A 23,234-nucleotide genomic window follows, 5' to 3' on the forward strand; every position below is an offset into this window, starting at 1 on the left:
TTGCGGAAAGCAGACAGCTTAAACTGTAGCAGAAGTATTAGCCAAAACTATTGCAGCTAAGAGACAATGAGCGAAACTAGCCCCAGACGAATTGTAATTGGGGATGTGCATGGACACTATGAAGGTTTAATGACATTGTTGGAGGCGATCGCCCCCACATCAGAGGATCAAGTCTATTTTCTGGGAGACTTAATTGATCGTGGGCCTCATAGTGCACAAGTAGTTAATTTTGTCAAGCGAAATAACTACTCATGTTTGCTGGGAAATCATGAGCAGATGTTATTAAACATTCTGACCAATGAAAGGATTTCCTCCTCGACGATGCAAGCATGGCTGTATGGTGGAGGGCAAGCTACTGTGGCCAGTTACCAAGAGGCTCCCATTCCTGACGACCATCTGGATTGGTTAAAAGCTTTGCCTACATACCTTGACTTGGGGGATATTTGGTTAACTCATGCTGGTGTTGACCCTTCCAAGTCGGTGACAGAACAAACTGCCGATCAACTGTGCTGGATACGAGAGGAATTTCACAGCATTGAAAAACCCTACTTCCCAGATAAACAAATTATTATCGGTCACACCATTACCTTTACCCTACCGGGTGTTTCTCCTGGTAAGCTGGCGCAAGGACAGGGATGGCTAGACATAGATACTGGCGCTTATCATCCCCGGAGTGGCTGGTTGACTGGACTGGATGTCACAAATCACTTGGTTTATCAAGTTAACATCTTTAAAAACTATATCCGTTCCCTACCTTTAGAAGAGGTTGTAATTACCGTCGATCCAGCCAAAATCAAAGTTGATCGCCGCAATCGGAATTGAGCAATATTCGAGATGAGAGGGAGTGGGAAGATGAGGGGCAGGGAGCAGGGGGAGCAGAGGAAGCAGGGGGAGAAAGAATAACCGCCCAATGCGCTCAAGACTTCGCTAATGGTCGAATATTCGCTCTATAACTAGCACTATCTAAGCCATAAGTCCCATTACTTGGTTGAGAGCTAATTGCACGTTTGAGACCATCAATGCGATCGCTAGTTCCGGGGTGTGTACTCAAAAATGTTGGCACAGAACCACCCTTTTTCAGCAGCTTTTGCATAAAAGAAACCATCCCAGACTGGGCATAACCAGCGCGTGTCAAAGTTCTTAACCCTCTTTGGTCGGCATCATATTCATCTTGACGACTGCGGGGACGATTCAAGGCAAGTTCTACACCAATATTTACGGCTGTATTGCGATCTAAACCAGTTGCTGTTGCTAAACCACTAGCGATCGCTTTTTGCCGCATTTGTTTAACCAGGTGTCTCCCCCCAATGTGACCAATTTCATGGGCGATGACACTTGCGAGTTCCGCTTCATTATCGGCAGCTTTCAGCAAACCCGTGTGGACATATACATAACCTCCTAAAGTGGCAAAGGCATTAATAGCGTCATCTTCAACTATTTGGAAGGTAAAGGGAAGATTGGGGCGATCGCTATTAGCTGCTAAACGCCGACCAATTTGTTCTACATAGCGATTAACTTCAGAATTCCGGTAAAGTCGGACTTTACTTCCCAGTATTTCCTGATTAATCTGCTTACCAATATCAGTTTCCTGGCGATCGGATATATTAGAAAGCTGAAGTACCTGGACTCCTTGCAATATAAGAGGCAAGAAGTCTAAAGTTCTTCCAGGCATGGGTGTACTCAGACACAGACTCAGGGCGACTACCACCGAAATTAGAGGATAAAACCAGCGACGCCGCCACACACGGTAATTTGCAACAAAACCTTTCCAATTGAACATAATACGCTCTGAAGATTATTTCTGGAAAACATAAAATGATGAGACAAATTATGGGACGGATTTAGAGTATTCTAAGTTGCATTCTTAACTCAAGACCAAAGGAGTTGTTACACAGATAACCCTTACGCAAATCTACCGAACTGCGGGAGGCTAAAGATTCCCTCTAGAGATAGGCTTGAACACTAGATTACACTTTCAAGCTGCGTCAGTCTTAATAGGTAAAAGTTTGAGGGTTAGCTGCCGCTCCTTGGAACTTACGAACTCGTGATAAACTGTCGCATAACTGCAACCCCCGAATGCTTTGAGTTATTACCAAATAGGGAAAATTGCCGTTCCCATTGAAAACCTTCTTGCTACAATCAATTACTTCGCTATCACCTCGGAAAACTTTTTATGGCTATTTTAGATTCAAAAGGTCGCTTGTTTGGCAAAATCAACCTCCTAGATTTAGGTGCTGGGCTAGTAATTCTGCTAGTTATATTTGGCATCTTTGTCTTTCCTGGCACTTCTGGTTCTGTTGCCCAAGTTGGTGCAAAAACAGTACCCATAGAAGTAGACTTAGTAGTTCGTGGTTTGAATGTACGTGACCCAGAAAAATTAATCGACAATGGTTTAAAAAAAGGCGGGAAAACTAATGTGATTATCCGCAATCAACCCTACGGACAGATTGAAATTAAATCTATTCAACAGCTACCTAGAACAGTCAATGTTTTCCAACCTGATGGTACGGTTAAAGAATTGCCAGATCCAAAGAGCAACAATTTCAGTACAGATTTGCTTTTAACTTTAGATGGCAAAGCCCAAGTCACTGAAAGTGGGCCAGTTCTGGGTAATAGTAAAGTGAAAATTGGGATGCCATTTGAGCTAGAAGGCTTTAACTACAACTTCAATGCAACTGTCATTGATATCAGATTAAAAGACAAATAGTATTGTCGCTTTTGTTGATAATATTTACTAGATCAATCCTATTTGATTTGTGAGAATTGCAACCCGTAGATCCCTGACTTATAAAATTAAAGAAGTCGGGGATCTTGTCTCTTATGAATGATTCAGGATTGCTATATATGATGCCCCAGAACCACGGGGGCAGTTTTGATCGTATTAATTAAGCAAAGGCAAAAATCGGCGAATTAACCCAATTGTCACTGCTGGTAATTCTAGCTGTGGTGTTAACCCGACATTTTCCAACTGCTGAAAAAATCGGATCGCTTGGGGATTGATTTCGGCAAGGCGGCGACCAATTGAGGGGCCTGTAAATTCTGACTTTTGTCCCCAAATAATCGCAGTGGGAGTGGTCAACTGTTGAATGTAAAGGGATAAATCAAAGCATAAATCGCCGCGGACAAAAGACAGTGCTGCATACTCAGCATTAGGCTGTTGGGCTGATTGTAGATAAGCATCTACAATTTCCTGGTACACTCGATTGGATTGAGCAAATTGCCGTTGTTCTAGGAAGCCGCGAATACCACCACTAGTAGCAACTCCACTACTGTAAAGTAAACGATCAACAATGGGAACGCTAACTAACTGGGCAAAAAAACTACGGGAGTAGTTTTCACCAAAGTCGGAAAGTCCGGCGGGGGTGGTAAGAATTAAAGACTTGAATAAATCAGGATGATCTGCTGCTACCCGAATTGTAAATGCTGCGGTTAGAGAAGAAGCGATCGCTGTTACTGGTTCAGTACAAGTCTGCTCGAAAAACTCCCGAATAGTTGTCAAATAATCTTCAATCTTATAACTCCGTGCTGGATGCTCAGACCTACCCCAACCGATCAAATCTGGCGCAATTACCCGATATTCAGCGGCAAAAGCCGGATAAACTTTCGACCACTCATAAGCAGAAGATCCACCACCAAAGCCGTGCAGGAACACTAAAGTTTCCCGATCATCTTTGGCAGTCACATCGTCTTGCCAAGGTGAACCAGCGGTAGTATAGTATACCATTCTACCTAGTGAGGTATTTATGGAGCGTTGTTCAAATCCTAGTGGTTGAAACATAAGTATTTTTTATTGACTGTAGTGATTAGTTGCTATAAGTCAAAGAAGAGACCTGAGACACGGTGAGAGTATTTAATAATTTCTCCGCATCCTTGCGTCGTCTTTAAGTAACCCTAGATGCTTACGTGTTTAGTTCCAACTCCCCACTTAATTAGTTATTATCAGCGAACCAATCACTCTAGGACTTCTCGCTATCGTCAGATTAAGTAGATATAAAATTACTACATTACTTGTAAAGATTTGGTGATTTTTTTTCATAATAAAAAGTAACTTAACGTTGTAATTACTGTTTTATAAGGGTTTTTCATGGTAGCCAGTATCACTCAAGCGTGAATCCAGCATAAGTTTTTATGGTAATCTATCAAAAAACCCATAAATAAATTTGAGCGTCAAAAATAGTTAAAACGCTTATTTTAATAAGCTATTAATTCTACTTCTATATGTAGAGAATATAGCCTCTGATGTATAAGTAATCTGATTATTATCTAAGTAATGGTAAGGCGGGATGTCATGGTAAAGCAGGCTACTCTTCAATCAAATAAACTACCAACGATTGAAGACGCTATATTTGCGCTTGACAAGTTTAATATACAAAATGAAATTAAAGCCTCAGCTTGGCGGGGTCAGGTGGAGCCAGCTATTGACGCTGCCAGTGTGACTGTACCTAGTTGTATTTGTTTAGACTTAGAAGGCTTGAAGTGTTTTGAAGCAGTAGAGCGCCAATATGAACGCTGGGGAGTCATTTTTCACAATTCCCTAGCAATACAGCCATCAAATCCAGCATTTCCAACCTATTCAGGGCTAACAGTCTTAATGGGAGCGCCCAAAAGCGGATTTTTAGAAGCTACTTTCTTGCGTCCGGTTAACTCGGTTAGCGCCTTTGTCACTAGTTCGCAACGGCTAGTGTTTTCCGCCTACGATCGCGATCGGCAACTACTCGCTCAAACTGCACTACCAGGCTCTAATCTTGCCAATTCAGACTCGGCAATTTCCCCCAATACCTTATTATCTATAAGTGTGAATAACATCTACAGCGTTACTTTCTGTGCTTTTGATGGTCAATTCACCCTTGATAACTTTCGTTTTTGTCTTTAACTAAGACTTACGTACAAGATGCCCTTGCTCTGAGCCATTGAAAATGGTATCTTAATTTGCGCCGTGCTGTACTAGTCTACTATGCGTCCATAAAACCGGGCACCTTATGGTTTGGGCCTTCATCCTTTCTCCATTCCTAGTAAAACTTTTACAATAGGTAATTTTATAATCAAGTAGGTAAACACTGTGGCACAGGCTTGGTCTTCTTGGCAGCAATTGATCAACCAGATCCCCAACTGGAACTGGTCGCTTCCAAAATTCAAGACAAAGGGAGCCATCAAGCAGCAAACATTTAAGCGCTTCTCTGGGCCTGGGGGCTTTCTTGGGTTCCTGACAATCGTCATTGCTATGTTGTTGTGGAACTGGAAACTGCTATTGGCTCTCTTAATCGGCATTGGAGTAATGGTATTAGTTTACTCAATGCAGGAGTGGGACTGGCAATTGGGCTGGTCTAAAATACGTAAGTTCTTAAACAGTTCAAATCGTCGGTTAGCCTTAGCAGTCGTCAGTGGTGGTCTTGCTACTGTCAGCACTTACATGGCAGCGGCAATTTGGGTTGACTCTCACAGTCCCTGGATTGCCGCTGGTGCGATTGTGCAAGGTGTAGGAACCCTATTAACTTTAATTTTATTGGTATGGCAAATTGTCAACTTCTATGAAAATCGAGAAGAAGACCACCTCGATCAGTTATTGATCAATTTAACAGAGAAAGATCCATTGAAGCGGTTGATTGCCCTACATCAACTAACTAAATTCATCAGCCGTAAACGAGTTGATTCTTCAGTGCAGCAAGATGTTGTCGAATGCTTGCAACTTCTACTCAGTCGAGAGGAAGAAGTTGTGGTTCGAGAGGCAGCTTTTAAGAGTTTACAAGCCTGCGATCGCCTACAAATGTTACCCCTCAAAACAGCAACAACTTTTGTACCCGTATCTGCAAAAGTCAAACACCACGTCAACTAGTTGCTTCTAGCTTTTGGCGTCGAGTAGACTGCCATTGGCAACGTGTAAATATATATGGTTATTCCATACATATATAGTACGTCAAACTATAGCGATCCTATTTGATCGCTGAATTTACTTGTGTGGCTGGAAACTGGGAACAGGAAAAAAGGGAGGTTACTTTTGTGCAGCCAGTAATAAATAGGATAGAAAAAACTTTAGATAAAGAGCGAGATATTAGATTTGATATCTTAAAAACCATTGGACTAGTTTGTATTATTATCGCCCATGTAAGACCTGAAAATAATATTTTATTTGATATCAGACTTTTTGATGTACCTCTGATGGTTATTACATCAGGAACATTATATTACTATTCAGCTAACAATAAAAAAATATCTTTTTTGAATTATTTGCAAAAAAGATTGCCTCGTTTGATTGTGCCGGTATGGTTATTTTTGACTTTTTTCTTCATTTCGGCTTATCTGATATTTCTTTTGCTGGTTAAACCTTATCCATTTTCTTATTCAAGAATAATTGAAACATTTCTATTATTAAAAGGAATTGGATATGTCTGGATTATTCGTGTATTTATTCTTGTTGCTATTTTTGCGAATCCTTTATTGAACTTATACAAATTATGTAAGTCTGAAAATAGATTTTTAGCTCTCCTATTTTTCATCTATCTGGGATACGAAAGATTATTTATTGAAATTAAGCATTTGAACTTACCCAGTACAATTATTACACAATTGATTGATGATTATTTATTTTATCTTATTCCTTACGGGTGTTTATTTGGTTTGGGCATAGTATTACCCAAACTGAGATTCAAAAACATATTATTTATTTCTGGATTTTTTTTGGGTATATTCTTGTTATTAGCTACTTTCTATTACCGTAGTCTAGGACATTTTATATCTATCCAAGATTTTAAGTATCCAGCCAGAATCTACTTTGTTTCCTATGGTATTTTTATGTCTTTGTTTGCTTTTTCTGGAGTAGATTTAATTTGTTGTAAGTATAATTTATCTAACAATAATCATGTCTTGCTCAGGGGAATTGTTTTTGTCAGTTCCTCCTCTTTATGGATATATTTATGGCATATATTCTTTGTTTATTATTGGCAAACCCTGGTTGTATATTTACCAAAATTTGCCAGTCACTTTATGATTGCCTTTTCAGTCATAACTCTAGGAGCGATCGCAGTCACTTATCTACAGAAAGAAATCATTTCTAGAATCATTACAAAAACCAGATGTGGTCAGAATCACTCGAATTTGCTTTCTATGTTGTTGAAATAATTTATCCGCAGGGAAACAAGACAAAATAGATGAGCATTAGTCGCTGTTTATTTGTGGTTAATTATTTCTTTTTATACATTATCCATACGGGAACCGCTATATTTGTCATTTGCAAAAGCTTATTTTCGAGACAGCCGTCCATTGCGAACTTGCACTACCGGATGATTGCACCGCCGTACCAATTGTTCATCGTGGGTGGTAACAATTACCGTAGCCCCAAAGGAATTTAACTTCTGAAGAATCTGGATTACTTGCCAGGAATTATCTGGATCGAGATTTCCAGTAGGCTCATCCGCCAACAGCAGCGGTGGTGTACCAACGATCGCACGGGCAATACTCACCCGCTGTTGCTCTCCCCCAGACAATTGATCTGGAAAACAGTCAGCTTTACTCAGCAAACCCACCAGCTTTAAAGTGGGTTCTAGGCGTCGTTGAATTTCTTTACGGGTATACCCCTGAGCTTGCAGCACAAAAGTCACATTTTCCGCTACTGTTCGTTGGGTAATCAGTTTGTAGTCTTGAAACACAATGCCAATCCGTCGCCGCAATAATGACAAGCGATCGCCCTGTAAACCCGCTACATTACATTCGTCAACAATTACTTCTCCCTGTGTGGGTAACTCCTGACCATACAGTAGTTTCAAGAGTGTTGATTTACCAGAACCACTTGGCCCTGTGATAAACAGAAATTCTCCCTTTTTTACCTCAAGGTTCGCATTTAACAAGGCGTGAGAGCCGTTAGCATAGGTCTTAGTTACAGATTGCAATTGCACCTTTGCAGTCGTATTGCTACCGTGCTGTTGAGTTTCACAGTCCTCTCTATGAAAGGATTTGTCTTTCTTAACTTGAGTTGTTAATACTGGCATTGTTAAATTTTCCTCATACCCACAACCAAACTGTTTGCCTGCTTAGATGTGACATTCCTCTCAAAAATAAGGATTCCCAGGTTTCGCCTGGGAATTTAAAATTCAACAAAGAAAATTTAAAATTTTTTAAAGACTTAATACTAACTAAGTAATAACACTCAGTACAGACGCGATTAATCGCGTCTCTCCACTCTCAACTAATTGCACCCCTTGCTGTCAAACGATAAACAAAAGCTTTCACAGCAAACTCTGGCAAAGCCAACATCCGTCGCCAACGCCAAGGTTCTTGATAAAGCCGATATAACCATTCCAAATTATTATTTCCTAACCAGGCGGGAGCACGAGTTTTAGTTCCCGACCAAATATCAAAACTGCCACCGACGCCAATCCAAATTGCTTGAGGACACAAATGGCGGTTTTCGGCAATCCATAACTCTTGACGTGGCACTCCCAAACCAACAAAAATTACTTGTGGCTGCAATTGAGCAAGAGTTTCTCGCAATTGTGCTTCTTCTTCTGGAGAATGGTAGCCTGAGTGAGTGCCTGCTATACACAAATCTGGAATTTGCTGCTGCCAAAAATCTGCTGCTTTTGCAGCTACTCCGGGCGCTCCTCCATAAAAAAATATCTTTGTCCCTGTCTTCTGTTCCCCAAGTTCTTGCAAAAGTTTTTCTGCTAGTTCAATCCCCGGAAAACGCTGCACTTTTTGCCATAACAGCCACCGCAAATACAGAACAACCCCGGCTCCATCTGGAATCACGAGTTCAGCATTTTTAATGACCTGAGCTAATAATTGATTTCGCTCTGCCTGCATAGTCATTTCTGCATTGAGCGTTACAACATGAGTTCCCTTGCCTGCGTGCAGGCATTCTAACAACCAGCCTGGATAGTTAGTCATCACATGAACTGGTATTCCCAACACTGAAAATCCTTGATTACCGTTAGACATAGCCTATTCTTGAGTAACCCTCACACCAGATTTTGCTTGAATGTTAAGTTTATCAAATTTTTTTATATTAGAACTTAGGCAACAGATATACCCCCTTGCCCTGCAACAATAGAAAGCATAATTAAACTAATTAGTTTTGGGCGCTTGTACTGGGACTGAAACAGTCCAAATCTTATTGTTAAAGTGTAATATTCACTCAGTATAAAACGCTCAACTCGCAACTCTGGTTCCGGGAACAGAAGTCCCCACTATACTGCTGGCAGTTAGTGTGGGAGTATGTCACGAAACTCGACTTTATGGTTAAGGTAGTGTAACGGGCTGAAGTTGGCTATGAGTAAAATTCGTATCGCTCTGATTGAAGATCATGACCTAACTCGTGTAGGTATTAGGACGGCACTACAGCAGAAGGATGAAATTGAAGTTGTAGGTGAAGCTGCCAATGCTGTTGAGGGGTTAAAAATGTTAAAAATGCTACAACCAGATATTGCCATTGTAGATATTGGTTTACCAGATAAGGATGGCATTGAGTTAACACGGGAGGTAAAATCTACTACTAATGGGCAGCAGCTAGTTACAAAGGTGTTAATTTTGACGCTGCGGGATAACAAAGAAGCGGTGTTGGCAGCTTTTGCCGCTGGCGCAGACTCTTACTGTATGAAGGATATCAAATTTGATAATTTGCTGGAAGCAGTACGAGTAACTTACAATGGCAACGCTTGGATCGATCCGGCGATCGCTCGGATTGTATTACAACAAGCGCAACAAAATCCCCAAAAGTTGGAATCGGCTTTTGTCGATACTAAGACAATTGCTTCTAACCCTGATTCTTTTGAGAATCTGGAAGAAATTCAACCTTATACCCTGACAGAAAGGGAATTGGAAGTGTTACAGTTGATTGTCGAAGGTTGTAGTAATGCAGTAATTGCAGAAAGACTTTACATCACTGTAGGGACTGTTAAAACTCACGTTCGGAATATTTTGAATAAGCTATGTGCCGATGACCGTACCCAAGCAGCAGTCCGCGCCTTGCGTTCTGGGTTAGTTGGATAAATTTAACTTTGTGTAGAGCAATTGAGGACGATCTAGGGAAACTCACAACTTTGAAAAAGTGATATTTTCAAAGTGAATAGCTTCTCTAATTTTCTGTTACTTATCAGGTGGGATAAACATCACACTATCTCGCCATTCAAATATGTGAAAACTAAAGTCAAATATGGCTGAGATCGGGGTGGACAAACTTAAGCTCATGGTGGTAGATGATGAGCCAGATAACTTAGACTTACTCTACCGCACTTTTAGGCGAGATTTTCAAGTATATAAAGCCAATCATGCCTTTGGTGCTCTGGAAATCTTGGATCAATTTGGCGAAATGGCGGTGATTATTTCTGACCAAAGAATGCCAGAAATGAATGGCACTGAATTTTTTAGTCGCACCGTAGAACGCTTTCCAGACACGATTCGGATTTTGTTAACTGGTTTTACTGATGTCGAAGATTTGGTGGATGCGATTAACTCCGGTCAGGTATTCAAGTACATTACCAAGCCCTGGAATCCGGATCGGCTGAGAGCGTTAGTTGAGCAAGCCACTGATACATATCGCCTAGTTAAGAAGCGCACGCAAGAGTTGCGTCGGGCCCTACGGCGAGAATCTTTGTTTAATGCTGTAACAACGGCAATTCGGGAATCTTTAGACTACGACAGTATGCTGCAAAAGATTGTAGCAACTATTGGACAAACATTTGAAGCTACCAGTTGCTTACTCAAACCAGTAGAGGGCGATCGCCTGACACAAGACCAGTTTTTTTACCGCGATCCTCAATCCCAGGTATCAGATTGCTTCTTCGATCCCAGTATTTTAATCGAAAAAGTGCTGGAAACTCGTCATTATCAACTTGCTCAAGATGTATATAACGGTAATCCTTGTCACCATCTAGTTGTGCCACTGAGCTATCAGCAGCACCTGTTGGCTGTGTTGGCCCTCCATCAATGGGGAAGCGATCGCCCCTGGGAAGACGAAGACATCCAACTGATTGCAGGTGTTGCCGAACAAGCAGCCTTAGCCCTCTCTCAAGCAAAACTCTACCAGCGCCTTCAAGAAAAGCAACAGCAGATTCACACTGAGTTGGAGGTGGCTCGTCAAATTCAATACAACTTGCTACGCCAAAGTTTACCTGACATTAAAGGTGTGAAGGTGCAAGCCTGCTGCTATCCCGCGCGGGAAGTAGGAGGCGATTTTTTTGAAGTGTTTGTTCATCCCAAAGGCGACTTGTGGTTGGCAGTGGGTGACGTTTCTGGCAAGGGCGTCCCAGCTGCTTTATTTATGGCTAGTATTATTTCAGTTTTGCGCCGAGAATTGTCTCAAGAAGCGCCAGCCGAGCCGAATGTGGTCATGCAGAACCTCAACCACGCTCTAAGTGAAGATTTAATTAGCAATAATTATTTCATTACTCTTGTGTTAGCCTGTTATACCCCTAGCACTAAGGAACTCGTCTACACTAATGCCGGTCATATCTATCCACTATTATGGTCACGCTGTTCGACTTTAGCCGACAATCCCAATTACCTCAAAGTCCGCAGCGTTCCTTTGGGGATTTTGCCTAAGTGGCAGGCACAGTCTGGTCGCTTGGTTCTCGCTGCTGGAGACACATTGTTACTAGCCAGCGATGGAATTACAGAAGCAATGGTATCAAATGATCCTGATTTAGCAGCAAAAACAGTGCCTGGGGTTGAGCCAGTGAACCGTTCTATGCTGAATCAAGATGGTCTTTGGCAACTCTTACAACAAGAGCAAAAACCACTTTCTCTTAATCATTTACTAGCTCGCATCCAGGCAGATAATCACGTTCAAGAAGACGATCAAACTATACTTTCGCTGGAGATTTTGTAAGTCATGAAAAGTGAGCTTCATGTACCAAGTGATTTGAATTTTCTTAATATTGTAGAAAACTGGTTGCTGGGATGTTTGAAAATCCAGCTAGGAGAATCTGTGGATTGGTCGCGGCAATCAAGTCGTTTGAGACTGGCTTTAGTAGAAGCTTACTCAAATGCAGTCCGTCATGCCCACAAGGACAAACCAAATTTACCGATTTTACTACGTTTGGAAGTGAAAGATCGGGATCTTGCCCTAGAAGTTTGGGACTACGGCGAAGGCTTTGATATGTCTAACTACTACGCTCCAAACCCGCTGGAAAAACAAGAAGGTGGTTATGGTTGGCTGATTATGAATCGTCTCATGGATAAGGTAGATTACCAGTTGCAGGTTGATGGTGCCAACTGTCTCAAGTTAGAAGCTACTTTACCCGAATTAGTCCAATAGACAAAAATTACTATTTTTCCAGTCATCTGTTTATAGGAATTTTCAATGCCTAGATTTGGTTTTAAGTATATCAAACATTGCCTAAGCCATTATAGTTATTTGCTACTTTTCACGACGTAAAGAAAGTAATTCTTGGGGAGAAGCTAAAAGTTTGATTCTAGTATAAAAAATTTGCCGTTCTTGGTTGAGGATAAATAACCACAAGACATTCACACTACACCACGAAGTTTGGGCTTTGCCTGTAACCTGGACTTGGATCGTAGCGTTTTCTAAAGTCTCGGCTATTCCTGTGTTGGGGTAAGCTTTAATATGTTGACCTTCTTGTTTTAAGTAGGCTGCGATCGCCTCTGTCCCCACAATATCAGATTCAAATGGTGGACGCATCACACCATCTACCGCAAATAAGGCAGCAGTTGCCTCAAAGTCTCCTGCATTTAAGGTTTCAAAATAGCGCAGTACACTTGGTTCTGTAATTCCCTCAATCTGGAATTCTTCTTTCAACTGCGATGGGGATATAAATTCAGCAGAGGTCATAGAATCGTCTGTATTATGCTAACTAAATATTAATTTCAATACAAAAGTAGATAAAAAGAAAGCTGCTTTTGAGATAGATTGTTATATCTATAAAAATCTCCCTGACGATGGAAGTTTTACAGCAGAATTTAGAAGTCAGAAGTAAAACAAGCTTGATGTCTGGTTAGGAGACTTAGGTTATGTACTTCACCGAATTAAAATCTGCTGTAATTGGACAAACCTGAATTAGCATCTTCTAAAGAATTAGTTTCCAGACTATAAATCAATACACTTGGGTTAAGACTTGATTCTCTCTAACTCTCTTTAAAAAGAAAAAAATTAAGCTTATCCAGGATCAAAGAGGTAGCACATTCGGTTATAAATAAAACTTATATGTATACTAAGTAACAAATCTTCATTAAATGTATTGACTAAGTAATGTAGAATTAACATGCCTTTAGTTAGGCAAAAAGCAGATAAAAAAATGAATCAGTATTCCGTAACAAGCAGCAGTGTGGTGAAAGAAAAAGCCAGCGAGTTGGGCTTTCACAAAGTTGGAATTGCTGCTGTAGATAGGGTAGATGCCACAGAAGCGCAGAGGTTGCAAGCATGGATTGAACTGGGTTATCACGCCGATATGGAATGGATGGCTAACCCAAAACGTCAGGATATCCGCTTAGTGATGCCAGAAGCGCGATCGCTAGTGTGTGTGGCACTGAATTACTACACACCACATCAACGTCCCAAAGGCGAGGAATACGCCAAAATTTCCCGCTATGGCTGGGGAAGGGATTATCACAAGGTGATGCATAAAAAACTCAAGCAGCTATCTACATGGCTAGAATCACTTGATGCAGGCGTACGAACTCGTTATTATGCAGACACTGGTCCGGTGCAAGATAAAGTGTTGGCTCAACTTGCCGGAATTGGTTGGATTGCCAAAAATGGTAATGTGATTACACGAGAATATGGCTCCTGGGTATTTTTGGGAGAAGTGTTGACCAATTTGGATCTAGAGAGCGATCGCCCCCATACAGAACACTGCGGTAGCTGTACTCGTTGTCTTCAGGCTTGTCCTACAGGTGCAATTACTCAGCCTTTTGTCGTGGATGCTAATCGCTGCATTGCTTATCATACAATTGAAAATCGGGCAGAGAAATTGCCAGAGACAGTCACACCTCATTTGCAAGGCTGGGTTGCTGGTTGCGATATTTGCCAAGATGTTTGTCCTTGGAATCAACGTTTTGCCCAAACAACTGATATTGCAGAGTTTCAGCCTTATCCTGGGAATATTGCTCCTCACCTGCTAGAATTAGCCCAAATCTCAGATCAGGAGTGGGATAAACGATTTCCAGCATCTGCCTTGCGGCGGATTAAGCCAGAAATGTTACGACGCAACGCCCTAGCTAATCTTGACGCATCCCGGCAAAGAATGACCCCGAAAGTAATTATTTTTGATTTTGATGGCACAATTGCTGATACAGTTGATGCCCTTGTAAGTATTGCTAATCGTCTAGCAGTAGATTTTGGTTATAGACATATAAGTCCAGACCAATTAGCCTTCCTTAAAAACTTAACATCTAGAGAAATCATTAAGTACTCAGGAGTTTCTCTATTTAAGATCCCTTTCCTAGTTAAAAAAGTTAAAGGGGAATTAAAGAACAAAATCCCAGAATTAAAGCCAATTCCGGGAATTAAAGAAGCATTAATAGAACTCCAAAATCAAGGGTACAAACTGGGTATTATTACTTCCAATTCTAAAGATAATGTTACGGAGTTTCTGACAATCAATGATTTAAATCACCTATTTGATTTTATATATTCAGGAATTACGATTTTTGGTAAAACAACGATAATCAATAATGTATTGAGACAAAAACAACTCAAACCTCAAGAAGTTATTTATGTCGGAGATGAAACCAGAGATATAGAAGCATCAAAGAAAGCAAATATCCAAGTGATTGCAGTGACTTGGGGTTTTAACTCACCAGAAGTACTAGCCAAGCAAAATCCAGATTATTTAATTCAGCGGCCTAGCGAACTACTAGAAGTGATGAATGGTCGTTAATTAATCAATAGTCAAAAGTCGATAGGAAAATCTTAACTATTGACAAATGACAAAAATAGTAGGGTGGGCCATATATATCAATACCCACCCTACAAAATAGTAAGATACCAGGAAAACTTAATTTTTCCGTTCACCCTTTTCCAAAGCTTGTTCGACTAGATCATCACTGACACTAGTTACACCCTCAGTCTTAGAATTCCCAACTTCCTTGGCTAACTCTGCATAATCATCAGGATTACCTGTTGACTGCGCTTGTGTTTTTGTCTCTTGTGGTTTAGAGGTTTGATATTTAGGTGCAGTCGCTGTTTCGGCTGCTGCTGCACCTTTACCTGTGCGGTCAACTTCACTAACGCTGAATTGTTGTGCAGTTGCATAATCAGCATCAAAATCGACGTTTGGCGCTTTTTCTTCACCACTAGCTATGCTTTCGGCAGCTAATTGGGCATCATGGGTGGGAGCTTCATTAACATTGGGCTTTACTTCATCAGGCATAATTAAAACCTTAGATTAAATTTTTTATTGTTTACTTGAGAAATCATAGCAAAGTAATTAACTCTTTTCATGCTCCCTTGGGAGAGACTTTTACCTCTATTAAAAGGTAGATTAAAACTGCAATTTGCCATTAATATAACTCTTTCTCTCGATAGTAGAATTTGATGCTCAAACTTTGGTAAGCCTTAGTTTAGCCTGTAAAATTTCTTTGGAAATAAAATTATGACTGCAAGTTACGATAAAACTATTTCTCAAGCCCAGAGCAATGAATCTCAAAAATTGGTGGATGCGTTTAATAATTTAGATACTGATGCAAAATTAGCTTGGTTCTATTTGGTTTATAAAAAAATGGGTGATTCTATCACGCCAGCGGCTCCCGCTGCTGCCGAACCAGAGTTAGCACCACTTCTGCTAAAAGACTATTTTGAATTATCAGATGAGCAGCAACTAGATATTATGCGGGATATAGTTAACCGCAAAGATACAGAATATTCCCGTGCTTATGGGGCGATAAAAGAAAACAACCAGCTGTTAGTTTGGTATGCTTGGGCAGTAGCTATGGGGGATACGGTGGTTGACTTACCAGCTAGCTACGAACCAACTAAGGCAATTAACGATCTGGTTTCCCAGATTGAAAAACTAGATTTTGACGAGCAAATTTCGGTATTTCGGACAATAGCTGGTGAAGTGGGTTACACCGATGTTAAGCCGATCGCAACGCAAGCAGAAACTGGCAAAACCTCAAGTTTGTAATCAGCGCTGGCGACTAGAAGTCGCGGCTACACAAACAAAGTCCGCGAAGGCGGACTTTAATAATCTATGAGACAGCTAACTGATTCAAGTCAGATGGAGTTAGGTTGGAGTGTACCACCTGACCATCACGGAACCAAACGATGCGCTGGGTTTGACGAGCAACTTCTGGCTCATGAGTTACCATGACAACGGTGATTCCACTAGCGTTAAGTTCGCCAAAAATATCTAAGACTTCTTGGGTTGTGCGCGAATCAAGTGCGCCTGTGGGTTCATCAGCTAAGAGTACCACAGGACGATTGACGATCGCACGAGCGATCGCTACTCTTTGTTGTTGTCCACCAGATAGTTGAGTTGGTTTGTTATTAAGGCGATTTGCTAAACCGACTCGTGTCAGTGCAACTGTAGCGCGATCGCTTCTTTCTTTTGGATTCACACTAGCATACACCATTGGCAGCATGACATTTTCTAGGGCTGTTAGCTGGGGCAATAAGTGGAATTGTTGGAAGACAAACCCCAGCTTTTTATTACGGATGTGTGCCAAAGAGCGATCGTCCATTTGCGCCACATCAATATTATCTAAGTAATAATGTCCGCCTGTGGGTCGGTCTAGACAGCCGATAATATTCATGGCTGTAGATTTACCTGACCCAGAAGGCCCCATAATTGAACAATATTCGCCCTCATGGATAGTTAAATTCACATCGTTGAGTGCTTTGACTTCGGTTTCACCGCTGCCATAGACTTTATATATATTTTCTAACCGAATAATAGTTGATTTCGGGACGGGATTAGGAATTAGAGAATCGGTAATTGAAATAGTGTTTGACATAAGAATTTGGTCATTAGTTGTTAGAGACGCAATTATAGCGATGTCTTACGACAAGCTGCTGACGCTGCTGACGCTCCTTCTCTGCGAGACGCTACGCGAACGTCGCTACCGCTTCGCTAATGCGTCTACGCTCGTTATCTTCTGGGGTGAGTTGTGTTGCTAGGTTTCTCAACCAGTTTGCAGTATTTTCTTCTCCCTGCTGTGCAAAATGATTTGCTACTGCTGCCAACACCTGCAAGAAACGAGCATCTAGCAATTCTGTATTAGCTGCTAATATCTCCGGTTCTTCCCCATCAGGGGAATTTAGCAGACTTTTGATTAGCTGGTAATAAACTTGCAGGCGCTGTTCGTTCATAGTCAGGTGTAAGTATCATGTAACACCTTCTCTATTATGACTTGTTGGCGAGCCGCGCAATGTTAGTGAGCAATGTTGTAATGTTGATAACCAACGTTGTAATGTTTCTCCTTAATGTTGCAATGTTGATAACCAACGTTGTAATGTTACTCCTTCATGTTGCAATGTTGATGACCAACGTTGTAATGTTACCTACGCGTACCGTCTTGTAAAGAAGCGTTTCCGCATAGTCACGTAGTAAGCGATGCCTAACGGCAAGCCGCAAAGCGTCTACGCCTCGGCCTACGATAATACCTGCAAATACCTTGCCGAACACTACCCCGCTGAGTTTGCTAGCTGGTTACTCTCAATTCACTAAGCACTTCTCAAAGCCACAATCGGGTCGAGTTTAGCAGCGCGACGTGCAGGAACAACGCCAAAGAATAAACCAATACCCCCAGAGACACCAACTGCCATACTAATTGCTACAGGAGAAAGACTCGCTTCTAGAGGAGTCAAGGCTCCTACTAATAGAATGCCACTGATACCAACCGCAGTCCCAACTAGACCGCCTGCTGCGGAAACTATTACTGCCTCAATGATGAACTGTAGCAAAATATCTTGCTCAGTTGCCCCGATCGCTTTTCGCAATCCGATTTCTTGGGTGCGTTCGGTGACAGAGACAAGCATAATATTCATAATGCCAATGCCGCCGACAAACAAAGATATCCCGGCGATCGCTGCTAGCATAATTGTCAATGCACCTGTAATTTGACCAACAGTTTGCAAAGCATCTTTTTGAGTGCGGAGGGTAAAGTCATCTTCACCATTAATTTTGTGGCGTAGACGCAGCAAATTAGCAATTTGAAACTCTGCTGCATCGACGCTCTCGGAATCACGAGCGGCAGCGACAAGATAATCTAAAGCAATACCATAGGGAGAATTCTTTCCCACAAGTCGGTTTGCTGAAGTTGTAATCGGTATTAAAGCAGCATCATCATAATCTGCTCCCACGCTGGAACCTTTGGCTGTTAACGTTCCAATGACTTGAAAGCTGGTATTTCCAACTCGTAATTGTTGACCTATGGGGTTACTATTACCGAATAGTTTTTCTGCCAAGTCTCCACCTAACACAACGACTTGGTTACTTCGCTTGATGTCTACCTCAGAGAAAAACCTACCTTTAGCAGTCTCAAAATCCCGCACAGATAGAAAGCTGGGAGTTGTGCCAATGATGTTGACATCGGTGTTTCTATTGCGGTATATAACTACCTGTCTTCTATTTAACTCTGGCGCAACTCCCACTACAGTTGGTACTTGAGAAGCGATCGCTTCCGCATCTTGTAACACCAGAGTTTTTGGCACTTCAAAGGAGATCCGCTGAGTTTCTTGATTACCCGGCAGTACAAATAGCACATTTGGCCCTAGTGACTCCAGCTGTTTATTAACGTATTTTTGCCCTCCTTCACCAATGCCAATCATGGCAATTACTGAGGCATTACCAATAACTATACCCAGCATCGTCAGGGCGCTACGCAACTTATTTGACAGCAGGGTTTTCCCGGCCATTTGGACACTTTCTAAAAAATTCATTTCTTAATAATTACGAATTATTCTGTTCTTTTGCCTTTTCGATTTTGTAATCTTTGGGTGGGTTCACAAAAACGCGATCGCCTTCTTTAACTCCCCCTAAAATCTGAGTTTGGTTTTGGATTTGTGCACCAACTGTAACTTCGCGGAACTGGGGTTTATTGTTTGCATCTGGCACAAGTACGCCAGTTTGACCCTTTTCGGTGACGATTGACACCGTTGGTAGTACTAAAGCATTATTAACGCGATCGCCCAGGAAAGTCAGATCCACATTTAAGCCAGAACGCAGTTTATCTGTGCCAGTATCAAGAGCAACCCGCACCTGGAAAGATGTTACACCTTGTTCCACCACTGCTTCGGGAGCAATCAGGCGCACATGACCTTTAAAGACTTGATCAGGATAAGCATCAGCGACAATTTCCACCTGCTGTCCCGGTTTAATTCTGCCAATATCGGCTTCTGGAACTTGAGCTAATATTTCTAAACCACGTGCTACGGCGACAATTGAACTAGAAGTTGCCGATGCACTAGTAGAAGCAGAAGTTGTGGGTGTGACAAATGCCCCTGGATCGGCATACTTTTGAGTCACAATTCCTGAAAGAGGAGCGCGAATAATAGTCTCATCTAACTGCACTTGCACACCCTTCAACTGAGCCTCAGCGGATGCAACAGCTGCTTGGCGTTGAGCAATTTCCTCAGAACGAGTGCCATCTTCCAACAGTATCAATGCTGCTCGTGCTTCATTCACAGCTGCTTGGCGTTGGGCGATTTCCTCAGTCCGAGTGCCACTTTGGACTAACGACAATCGTTTTTTAGCTTCTTCTAAACTGGCTCTAGCACTTTTGTCTTCGCTGATGGCTTGATCGAGTAATTGTTTTTTCTCTGCTCCCTCTTGATATAGGTATTGGTAACGCTTTACCTGTTCACTGGTGTAATTAACTTTTGCTTGAGCCGCATCAACTTGAGATTGAGATTGAGCAATCTCTTGGGGACGATTACCAGCCCGGGCTTGAGTTAACTGGGCTTGAGCTTGGGCTAAACGGGCCCTAGCTTGAGCAATTTCTTGAGGACGATTACCAGCAAGGGCTTGGGCTAACTGTGCTTGACTTTGCGCTAAGTTGGCAAGAGACTGACTTTTTTGTGCTTCAATGCTGGCACTATCCATGCGGGCGAGAATTTGCCCTCTTTGAATGCGATCGCCTTGTTCCACATATAATTGCGACAGCACTCCAGGGTTCTTCGGACTAATATTTACACTCTGAACTGGCACGACTTTGCCACTAGCTGTAATCCGCAAAGTAACGTTTTGCGCTGCTACTGGCACAGTTAATTGAGCAATATCTTCCTTATTTGCCCCTTGATTAACCAAAGTGTAGGTTGTTACTGTACCCACAAGCAAAGCACTTCCTGCCATCAGCCCCATCAGCCAGCGTAATGGATACTTAACTTTGCCAATAACTGGAATTTCTATATGCGTAGCCATATTAGATAAGCCTGTAAATCTTGTTATATATAAAGTAGCCTTTAGTTAGAGGGCAAATAGATAATACGGAGTTGTTAAAGCTTTGATATTAAATTTTTATGAGTCAAGTAATAACTAGACGCATAATTCGCTTCATCGTTTCTTAATGTTCCTTCATACTAGGCGGTAGTAGTCTGTATGACTTCACCTGAATGGGTGACTTTAGCCACAGTGTATTAGTGCAATCCTGAACTATTCGTGAGAAACAAGATCCCCGACTTTTTGGAGAAGCTGGGAATCTACGGCTTGCAATTCTCACAAATCAAATAAGATTGCTATAGTGCGATCGGGCTTTAGTTGCTCTGTATCTTTTGCTTTTTCCTTACTCCCCATTCCCTACAGCAAAGCAGTTTGTAATTATTGCTGAAATTGGGTTAATAACCAAGCACCAACTTGACTTTGATTTATTTGACGAGTTCGGCGTAATGCATCGTTTAATAAAGAAATAGCTAATCCTGGTAATACCTGAGATTCCGTAATCCGCCTACTACCTTGGTTTTCAATAGCAAAAGCCATAACTTGGACATTCTGGACATTTAAAATCCAGTATTCTTTCACTCCTAAATCTTCGTATAAAAGTCGTTTTTCACCTTGATCGTCAGCAAGTGAGGTATTAGCTACTTCAATAACTAAATCTGGTGGTGGATAGATATCTAGATTAATGATAGAAGTGCCGTAGGGAATGACATCAGCATTCTCGCCAATATAATAAGACACATCAGGTTGAGCTTCATTAAAACCTGTTTTCCGATATGTACAATTATCCTTACCATTTAAAGCAATGCCTTTGATACTGGCAAACAAGTTAACAGCAAAGATAATAATTGTATGGTCGCTGGCATGGTCATTCCCGATTGGCGGCATTTCAATCCTCATCTGTCCATTGTGGTAGTAGCCCTTGGCTTTTTCGTATGCAGGATTTTCAATTATTTGGATATATTCATCCCAAGTTGCTGCTATCCAGGTATCGGTTGCTAGTTGGGTCTGTAATTCGCTCATAATATTGCGAAAGAGGAACTTTAACAACGATCGTACAAGTTTCATTTTCCAATATATGTCATCGATCGCAACGGGACGGCTGATATCCAATAACTGCAAAATACCACACTGGTCTTGAATTTTGTCGAAGCGTTGCGATCAAATTAATTGCAAAGCTCATCTGTAAAAGTTTTAGTTATTTCATTTTTTCAAAACTACATGGAAGGAATTTAAATATCCCGTAATGGTTTTAGCTAATATCTTCTGCTGTTTTTTTGTAGTTATTGCCATTACTTGATATAGTCTTCCTTCGGCAACATACATTCTACTTTTAGTGATTTTCCCTCCAGAATTGATGTACTCAATTTCTTTGCCAGGATGATTATTGGAACTACGAATGTTTCGTTGACTAATTAAATTACTCTTCGTAGTCTTGAGAGCCATATCCCGTGCATTATTAAGTACAGCTTGGGGATCAGTTATTTGACCGTAACTATAAGGAAAATCATTGTAAGCAACTACATAAGCTACTTGCTGCTTTGGTGGTTGAGCAACAAATATTTCTAAGTTAATTTCCCCCATGTAAGTTTTTTGGTATTGGGTAGTTCTGTTGGGGCTTCCTGGCATCAAAATAGTAAAGCGCCCATCTGGAGCAGTGTATAACTTCCATTTTGGCTGCACGGGTTGAGAAACCTTTGGTTTGACAAGAGCTACCGGAGGTTTGGGTTGACGCGCTTCCACGAGAACAGAGCCACCACAGACAAGGGTGACGGCGATTAATGGCAACAGACCTTTAATTGTCATATTTTTTGCCTTTTGAGATGCTGATCTCACTGATGATGCTAGCTGTTATAACCTAGCAGCACATAAAGCAGCACCAATTAGGCCGACTTGCGGGTTGAGAATAATATACACGGGTATCTCTTCTAGGAGAGAGCGCATCCTACCTTTTTGGGTGAAATTTAATAAGAAACCGCTGTTTTGGATTAAGGGCAGGATTTTGGGCGCAATCCCACCAGCAATGTATAAACCACCGTAAGGTAGGAGTTTTAGGGCGAGATTCCCCGCTTCTGCACCGTAAGCCTCTATAAATAATTGCAAAGTTTGTTCACAGAGGCGATCGCGTTTTTCTAGTGCAGATGTACCAATGACAGCGCCAGGATCGACACTTTTCTCTTCCTGTCCCGCTTCTTGTTCCCAAGTTCTGACGACTTGGGCAATATCTGGTGATTCGGTAGCAAATTTGCGATCGCGCAAAAATTGGTAAATCGCCACAATTCCCATTCCAGAAACCACGCGTTCTACAGAAATGCGCTGGATATCATGTTTACCCAGCAGGTATTTCAACAGTTGAAACTCGATCTCGTTTCGAGGGGCAAAGTCAGCATGTCCACCTTCTGAGGGAAAGACTTGATAGTAGTTTCCCTGTTTAATTAAAAATCCTTGTCCTAAGCCAGTACCAGCACCAATAATGGCAACGGGGGCTTCGGGTTGAAATATGCCAGCTTGTAACGGGTGCAAGTCTTGTTTTTGTAAACCTGAAATGCCATAGCCAATGGCGGCGAAGTCGTTAATCAAAGAAATATGTGGAATACCCAATTCTTGTTCTAAACGTTCGGTATCTAGGTACCAGGCTAAATTGGTCAGTTTGGCAGTATTTTTGACAATGGGACCTGCGATCGCAAAACAAGCCTTTTGTGGTATTGGTGTGTTAGCTTTGACCAAAAAATCCTGCACTATCGGTACTAAATCGGGAAAATCAGCACTGTGATAAGTTTCCTGATAAATAGTATGTAAAGCTGGTGAATCTGATGTTTCAACCAATCGCAGAATAGTTTTCGTACCGCCGATATCTCCTGCTAGTAATAAAGTCATAGAACTTATTCGTGAATTAATTACTTTTTTTGT

The 23,234-nt window shown here is 41.5% G+C and carries 23 protein-coding genes and 1 pseudogene; 11 read left to right on the forward strand and 13 right to left on the reverse strand.

The features are described 5' to 3' along the window. Positions 1–66 precede the first annotated feature (66 nt). Positions 67–822 (forward strand): metallophosphoesterase family protein, encoded by a 756-nt coding sequence (locus RM347_RS08720; RefSeq protein ID WP_322719908.1) that lies wholly within the window; start codon positions 67–69, stop codon positions 820–822. Positions 823–916: 94 nt separating this feature from the next. Here RM347_RS08720 and RM347_RS08725 read toward each other — a convergent pair whose 3' ends face one another. Continuing rightward, the gene (locus tag RM347_RS08725; protein WP_322719907.1) at positions 917–1,780 is read right to left on the reverse strand and encodes a M48 family metallopeptidase; all 864 of its coding nucleotides are present in this window, start codon (positions 1,778–1,780) and stop codon (positions 917–919) included. Positions 1,781–2,173: 393 nt separating this feature from the next. Here RM347_RS08725 and RM347_RS08730 point away from each other — a divergent pair, with 393 nt between their 5' ends. Then, positions 2,174–2,707 (forward strand): DUF4330 domain-containing protein, encoded by a 534-nt coding sequence (locus RM347_RS08730; RefSeq protein ID WP_322719906.1) that lies wholly within the window; start codon positions 2,174–2,176, stop codon positions 2,705–2,707. Between the two features lie 174 nt (positions 2,708–2,881). Here the strand turns inward: RM347_RS08730 and RM347_RS08735 are convergent, their stop codons facing one another. Continuing rightward, complete coding sequence (locus tag RM347_RS08735) at positions 2,882–3,778, reverse strand: alpha/beta fold hydrolase (RefSeq protein WP_322719905.1); 897 nt, start codon at positions 3,776–3,778, stop codon at positions 2,882–2,884. A gap of 510 nt (positions 3,779–4,288) precedes the next feature. Here RM347_RS08735 and RM347_RS08740 point away from each other — a divergent pair. From RM347_RS08740 to RM347_RS08750, 3 genes are all read left to right on the forward strand, one after another. Beyond that, positions 4,289–4,873, forward strand: coding sequence for a hypothetical protein (locus RM347_RS08740; protein WP_322719904.1), 585 nt, complete (start codon positions 4,289–4,291; stop codon positions 4,871–4,873). Positions 4,874–5,059: 186 nt separating this feature from the next. Next, positions 5,060–5,833, forward strand: a complete 774-nt coding sequence (locus tag RM347_RS08745) for an armadillo-type fold-containing protein (RefSeq protein ID WP_322719903.1) — start codon at positions 5,060–5,062, stop codon at positions 5,831–5,833. Between the two features lie 122 nt (positions 5,834–5,955). Beyond that, positions 5,956–7,116, forward strand: a complete 1,161-nt coding sequence (locus tag RM347_RS08750) for an acyltransferase family protein (RefSeq protein ID WP_322719902.1) — start codon at positions 5,956–5,958, stop codon at positions 7,114–7,116. Positions 7,117–7,235: 119 nt separating this feature from the next. On the opposite strand, the gene ftsE is transcribed toward RM347_RS08750, so the two are convergent. Both ftsE and RM347_RS08760 read right to left on the reverse strand, forming a co-directional pair. Further along, positions 7,236–7,982, reverse strand: coding sequence for a cell division ATP-binding protein FtsE (gene ftsE, locus RM347_RS08755; RefSeq protein WP_322719901.1), 747 nt, complete (start codon positions 7,980–7,982; stop codon positions 7,236–7,238). Between the two features lie 193 nt (positions 7,983–8,175). Beyond that, complete coding sequence (locus tag RM347_RS08760) at positions 8,176–8,931, reverse strand: WecB/TagA/CpsF family glycosyltransferase (protein WP_322719900.1); 756 nt, start codon at positions 8,929–8,931, stop codon at positions 8,176–8,178. Between the two features lie 330 nt (positions 8,932–9,261). Here RM347_RS08760 and RM347_RS08765 point away from each other — a divergent pair, with 330 nt between their 5' ends. From RM347_RS08765 to RM347_RS08775, 3 genes are all read left to right on the forward strand, one after another. After that, the gene (locus RM347_RS08765; RefSeq protein WP_322719899.1) at positions 9,262–9,981 is read left to right on the forward strand and encodes a response regulator transcription factor; all 720 of its coding nucleotides are present in this window, start codon (positions 9,262–9,264) and stop codon (positions 9,979–9,981) included. Between the two features lie 163 nt (positions 9,982–10,144). Continuing rightward, positions 10,145–11,818, forward strand: coding sequence for a SpoIIE family protein phosphatase (locus RM347_RS08770; RefSeq protein ID WP_322719898.1), 1,674 nt, complete (start codon positions 10,145–10,147; stop codon positions 11,816–11,818). Between the two features lie 3 nt (positions 11,819–11,821). Then, complete coding sequence (locus RM347_RS08775; protein ID WP_322719897.1) at positions 11,822–12,247, forward strand: ATP-binding protein; 426 nt, start codon at positions 11,822–11,824, stop codon at positions 12,245–12,247. A gap of 102 nt (positions 12,248–12,349) precedes the next feature. Here the strand turns inward: RM347_RS08775 and RM347_RS08780 are convergent, their stop codons facing one another. Then, a complete protein-coding gene (locus RM347_RS08780) occupies positions 12,350–12,781 on the reverse strand; it encodes a ketosteroid isomerase family protein (RefSeq protein WP_322719896.1) in 432 nt (143 codons plus the stop codon). Positions 12,782–13,244: 463 nt separating this feature from the next. Here RM347_RS08780 and queG point away from each other — a divergent pair. Continuing rightward, a pseudogene (gene queG, locus RM347_RS08785) lies at positions 13,245–14,218 on the forward strand (tRNA epoxyqueuosine(34) reductase QueG). After that, entirely contained in the window at positions 14,193–14,828 is a 636-nt protein-coding gene (locus tag RM347_RS08790; RefSeq protein ID WP_322719895.1) for an HAD-IA family hydrolase, read from the forward strand. Before queG ends, RM347_RS08790 begins: the two are co-directional and overlap by 26 nt. A gap of 117 nt (positions 14,829–14,945) precedes the next feature. Here RM347_RS08790 and RM347_RS08795 read toward each other — a convergent pair whose 3' ends face one another. Beyond that, on the reverse strand, positions 14,946–15,320 hold the full coding sequence (locus RM347_RS08795; protein ID WP_322719894.1) for a hypothetical protein: 375 nt from the start codon (positions 15,318–15,320) through the stop codon (positions 14,946–14,948). A gap of 222 nt (positions 15,321–15,542) precedes the next feature. On the opposite strand from RM347_RS08795, the gene RM347_RS08800 reads away from it, so the two are divergent. Next, a complete protein-coding gene (locus RM347_RS08800) occupies positions 15,543–16,073 on the forward strand; it encodes an orange carotenoid protein N-terminal domain-containing protein (RefSeq protein WP_322719893.1) in 531 nt (176 codons plus the stop codon). A gap of 64 nt (positions 16,074–16,137) precedes the next feature. Here the strand turns inward: RM347_RS08800 and RM347_RS08805 are convergent, their stop codons facing one another. From RM347_RS08805 to RM347_RS08835, 7 genes are all read right to left on the reverse strand, one after another. Then, positions 16,138–16,902 carry an ABC transporter ATP-binding protein gene (locus RM347_RS08805; RefSeq protein ID WP_322719892.1) on the reverse strand — a complete coding sequence of 255 codons (765 nt, stop codon included), beginning with the start codon at positions 16,900–16,902 and terminating at the stop codon, positions 16,138–16,140. 91 nt (positions 16,903–16,993) lie between these two features. Continuing rightward, positions 16,994–17,257, reverse strand: coding sequence for a hypothetical protein (locus RM347_RS08810; RefSeq protein WP_322719891.1), 264 nt, complete (start codon positions 17,255–17,257; stop codon positions 16,994–16,996). A 354-nt stretch (positions 17,258–17,611) separates the two neighbouring features. After that, positions 17,612–18,829, reverse strand: coding sequence for an ABC transporter permease (locus RM347_RS08815; protein WP_322719890.1), 1,218 nt, complete (start codon positions 18,827–18,829; stop codon positions 17,612–17,614). Positions 18,830–18,839: 10 nt separating this feature from the next. Beyond that, a complete protein-coding gene (locus RM347_RS08820; RefSeq protein ID WP_322719889.1) occupies positions 18,840–20,309 on the reverse strand; it encodes an efflux RND transporter periplasmic adaptor subunit in 1,470 nt (489 codons plus the stop codon). A 396-nt stretch (positions 20,310–20,705) separates the two neighbouring features. Then, on the reverse strand, positions 20,706–21,347 hold the full coding sequence (locus tag RM347_RS08825; RefSeq protein WP_322719888.1) for a Uma2 family endonuclease: 642 nt from the start codon (positions 21,345–21,347) through the stop codon (positions 20,706–20,708). Positions 21,348–21,527: 180 nt separating this feature from the next. Continuing rightward, complete coding sequence (locus RM347_RS08830; protein ID WP_322719887.1) at positions 21,528–22,130, reverse strand: hypothetical protein; 603 nt, start codon at positions 22,128–22,130, stop codon at positions 21,528–21,530. Positions 22,131–22,175: 45 nt separating this feature from the next. Beyond that, positions 22,176–23,201, reverse strand: coding sequence for a glucokinase (locus RM347_RS08835; RefSeq protein WP_322719886.1), 1,026 nt, complete (start codon positions 23,199–23,201; stop codon positions 22,176–22,178). Positions 23,202–23,234: the final 33 nt, after the last annotated feature.

It is taken from the genome of Nostoc sp. ChiQUE02, assembly GCF_034531305.2.
In the GTDB taxonomy this organism is placed as follows: domain Bacteria; phylum Cyanobacteriota; class Cyanobacteriia; order Cyanobacteriales; family Nostocaceae; genus Nostoc.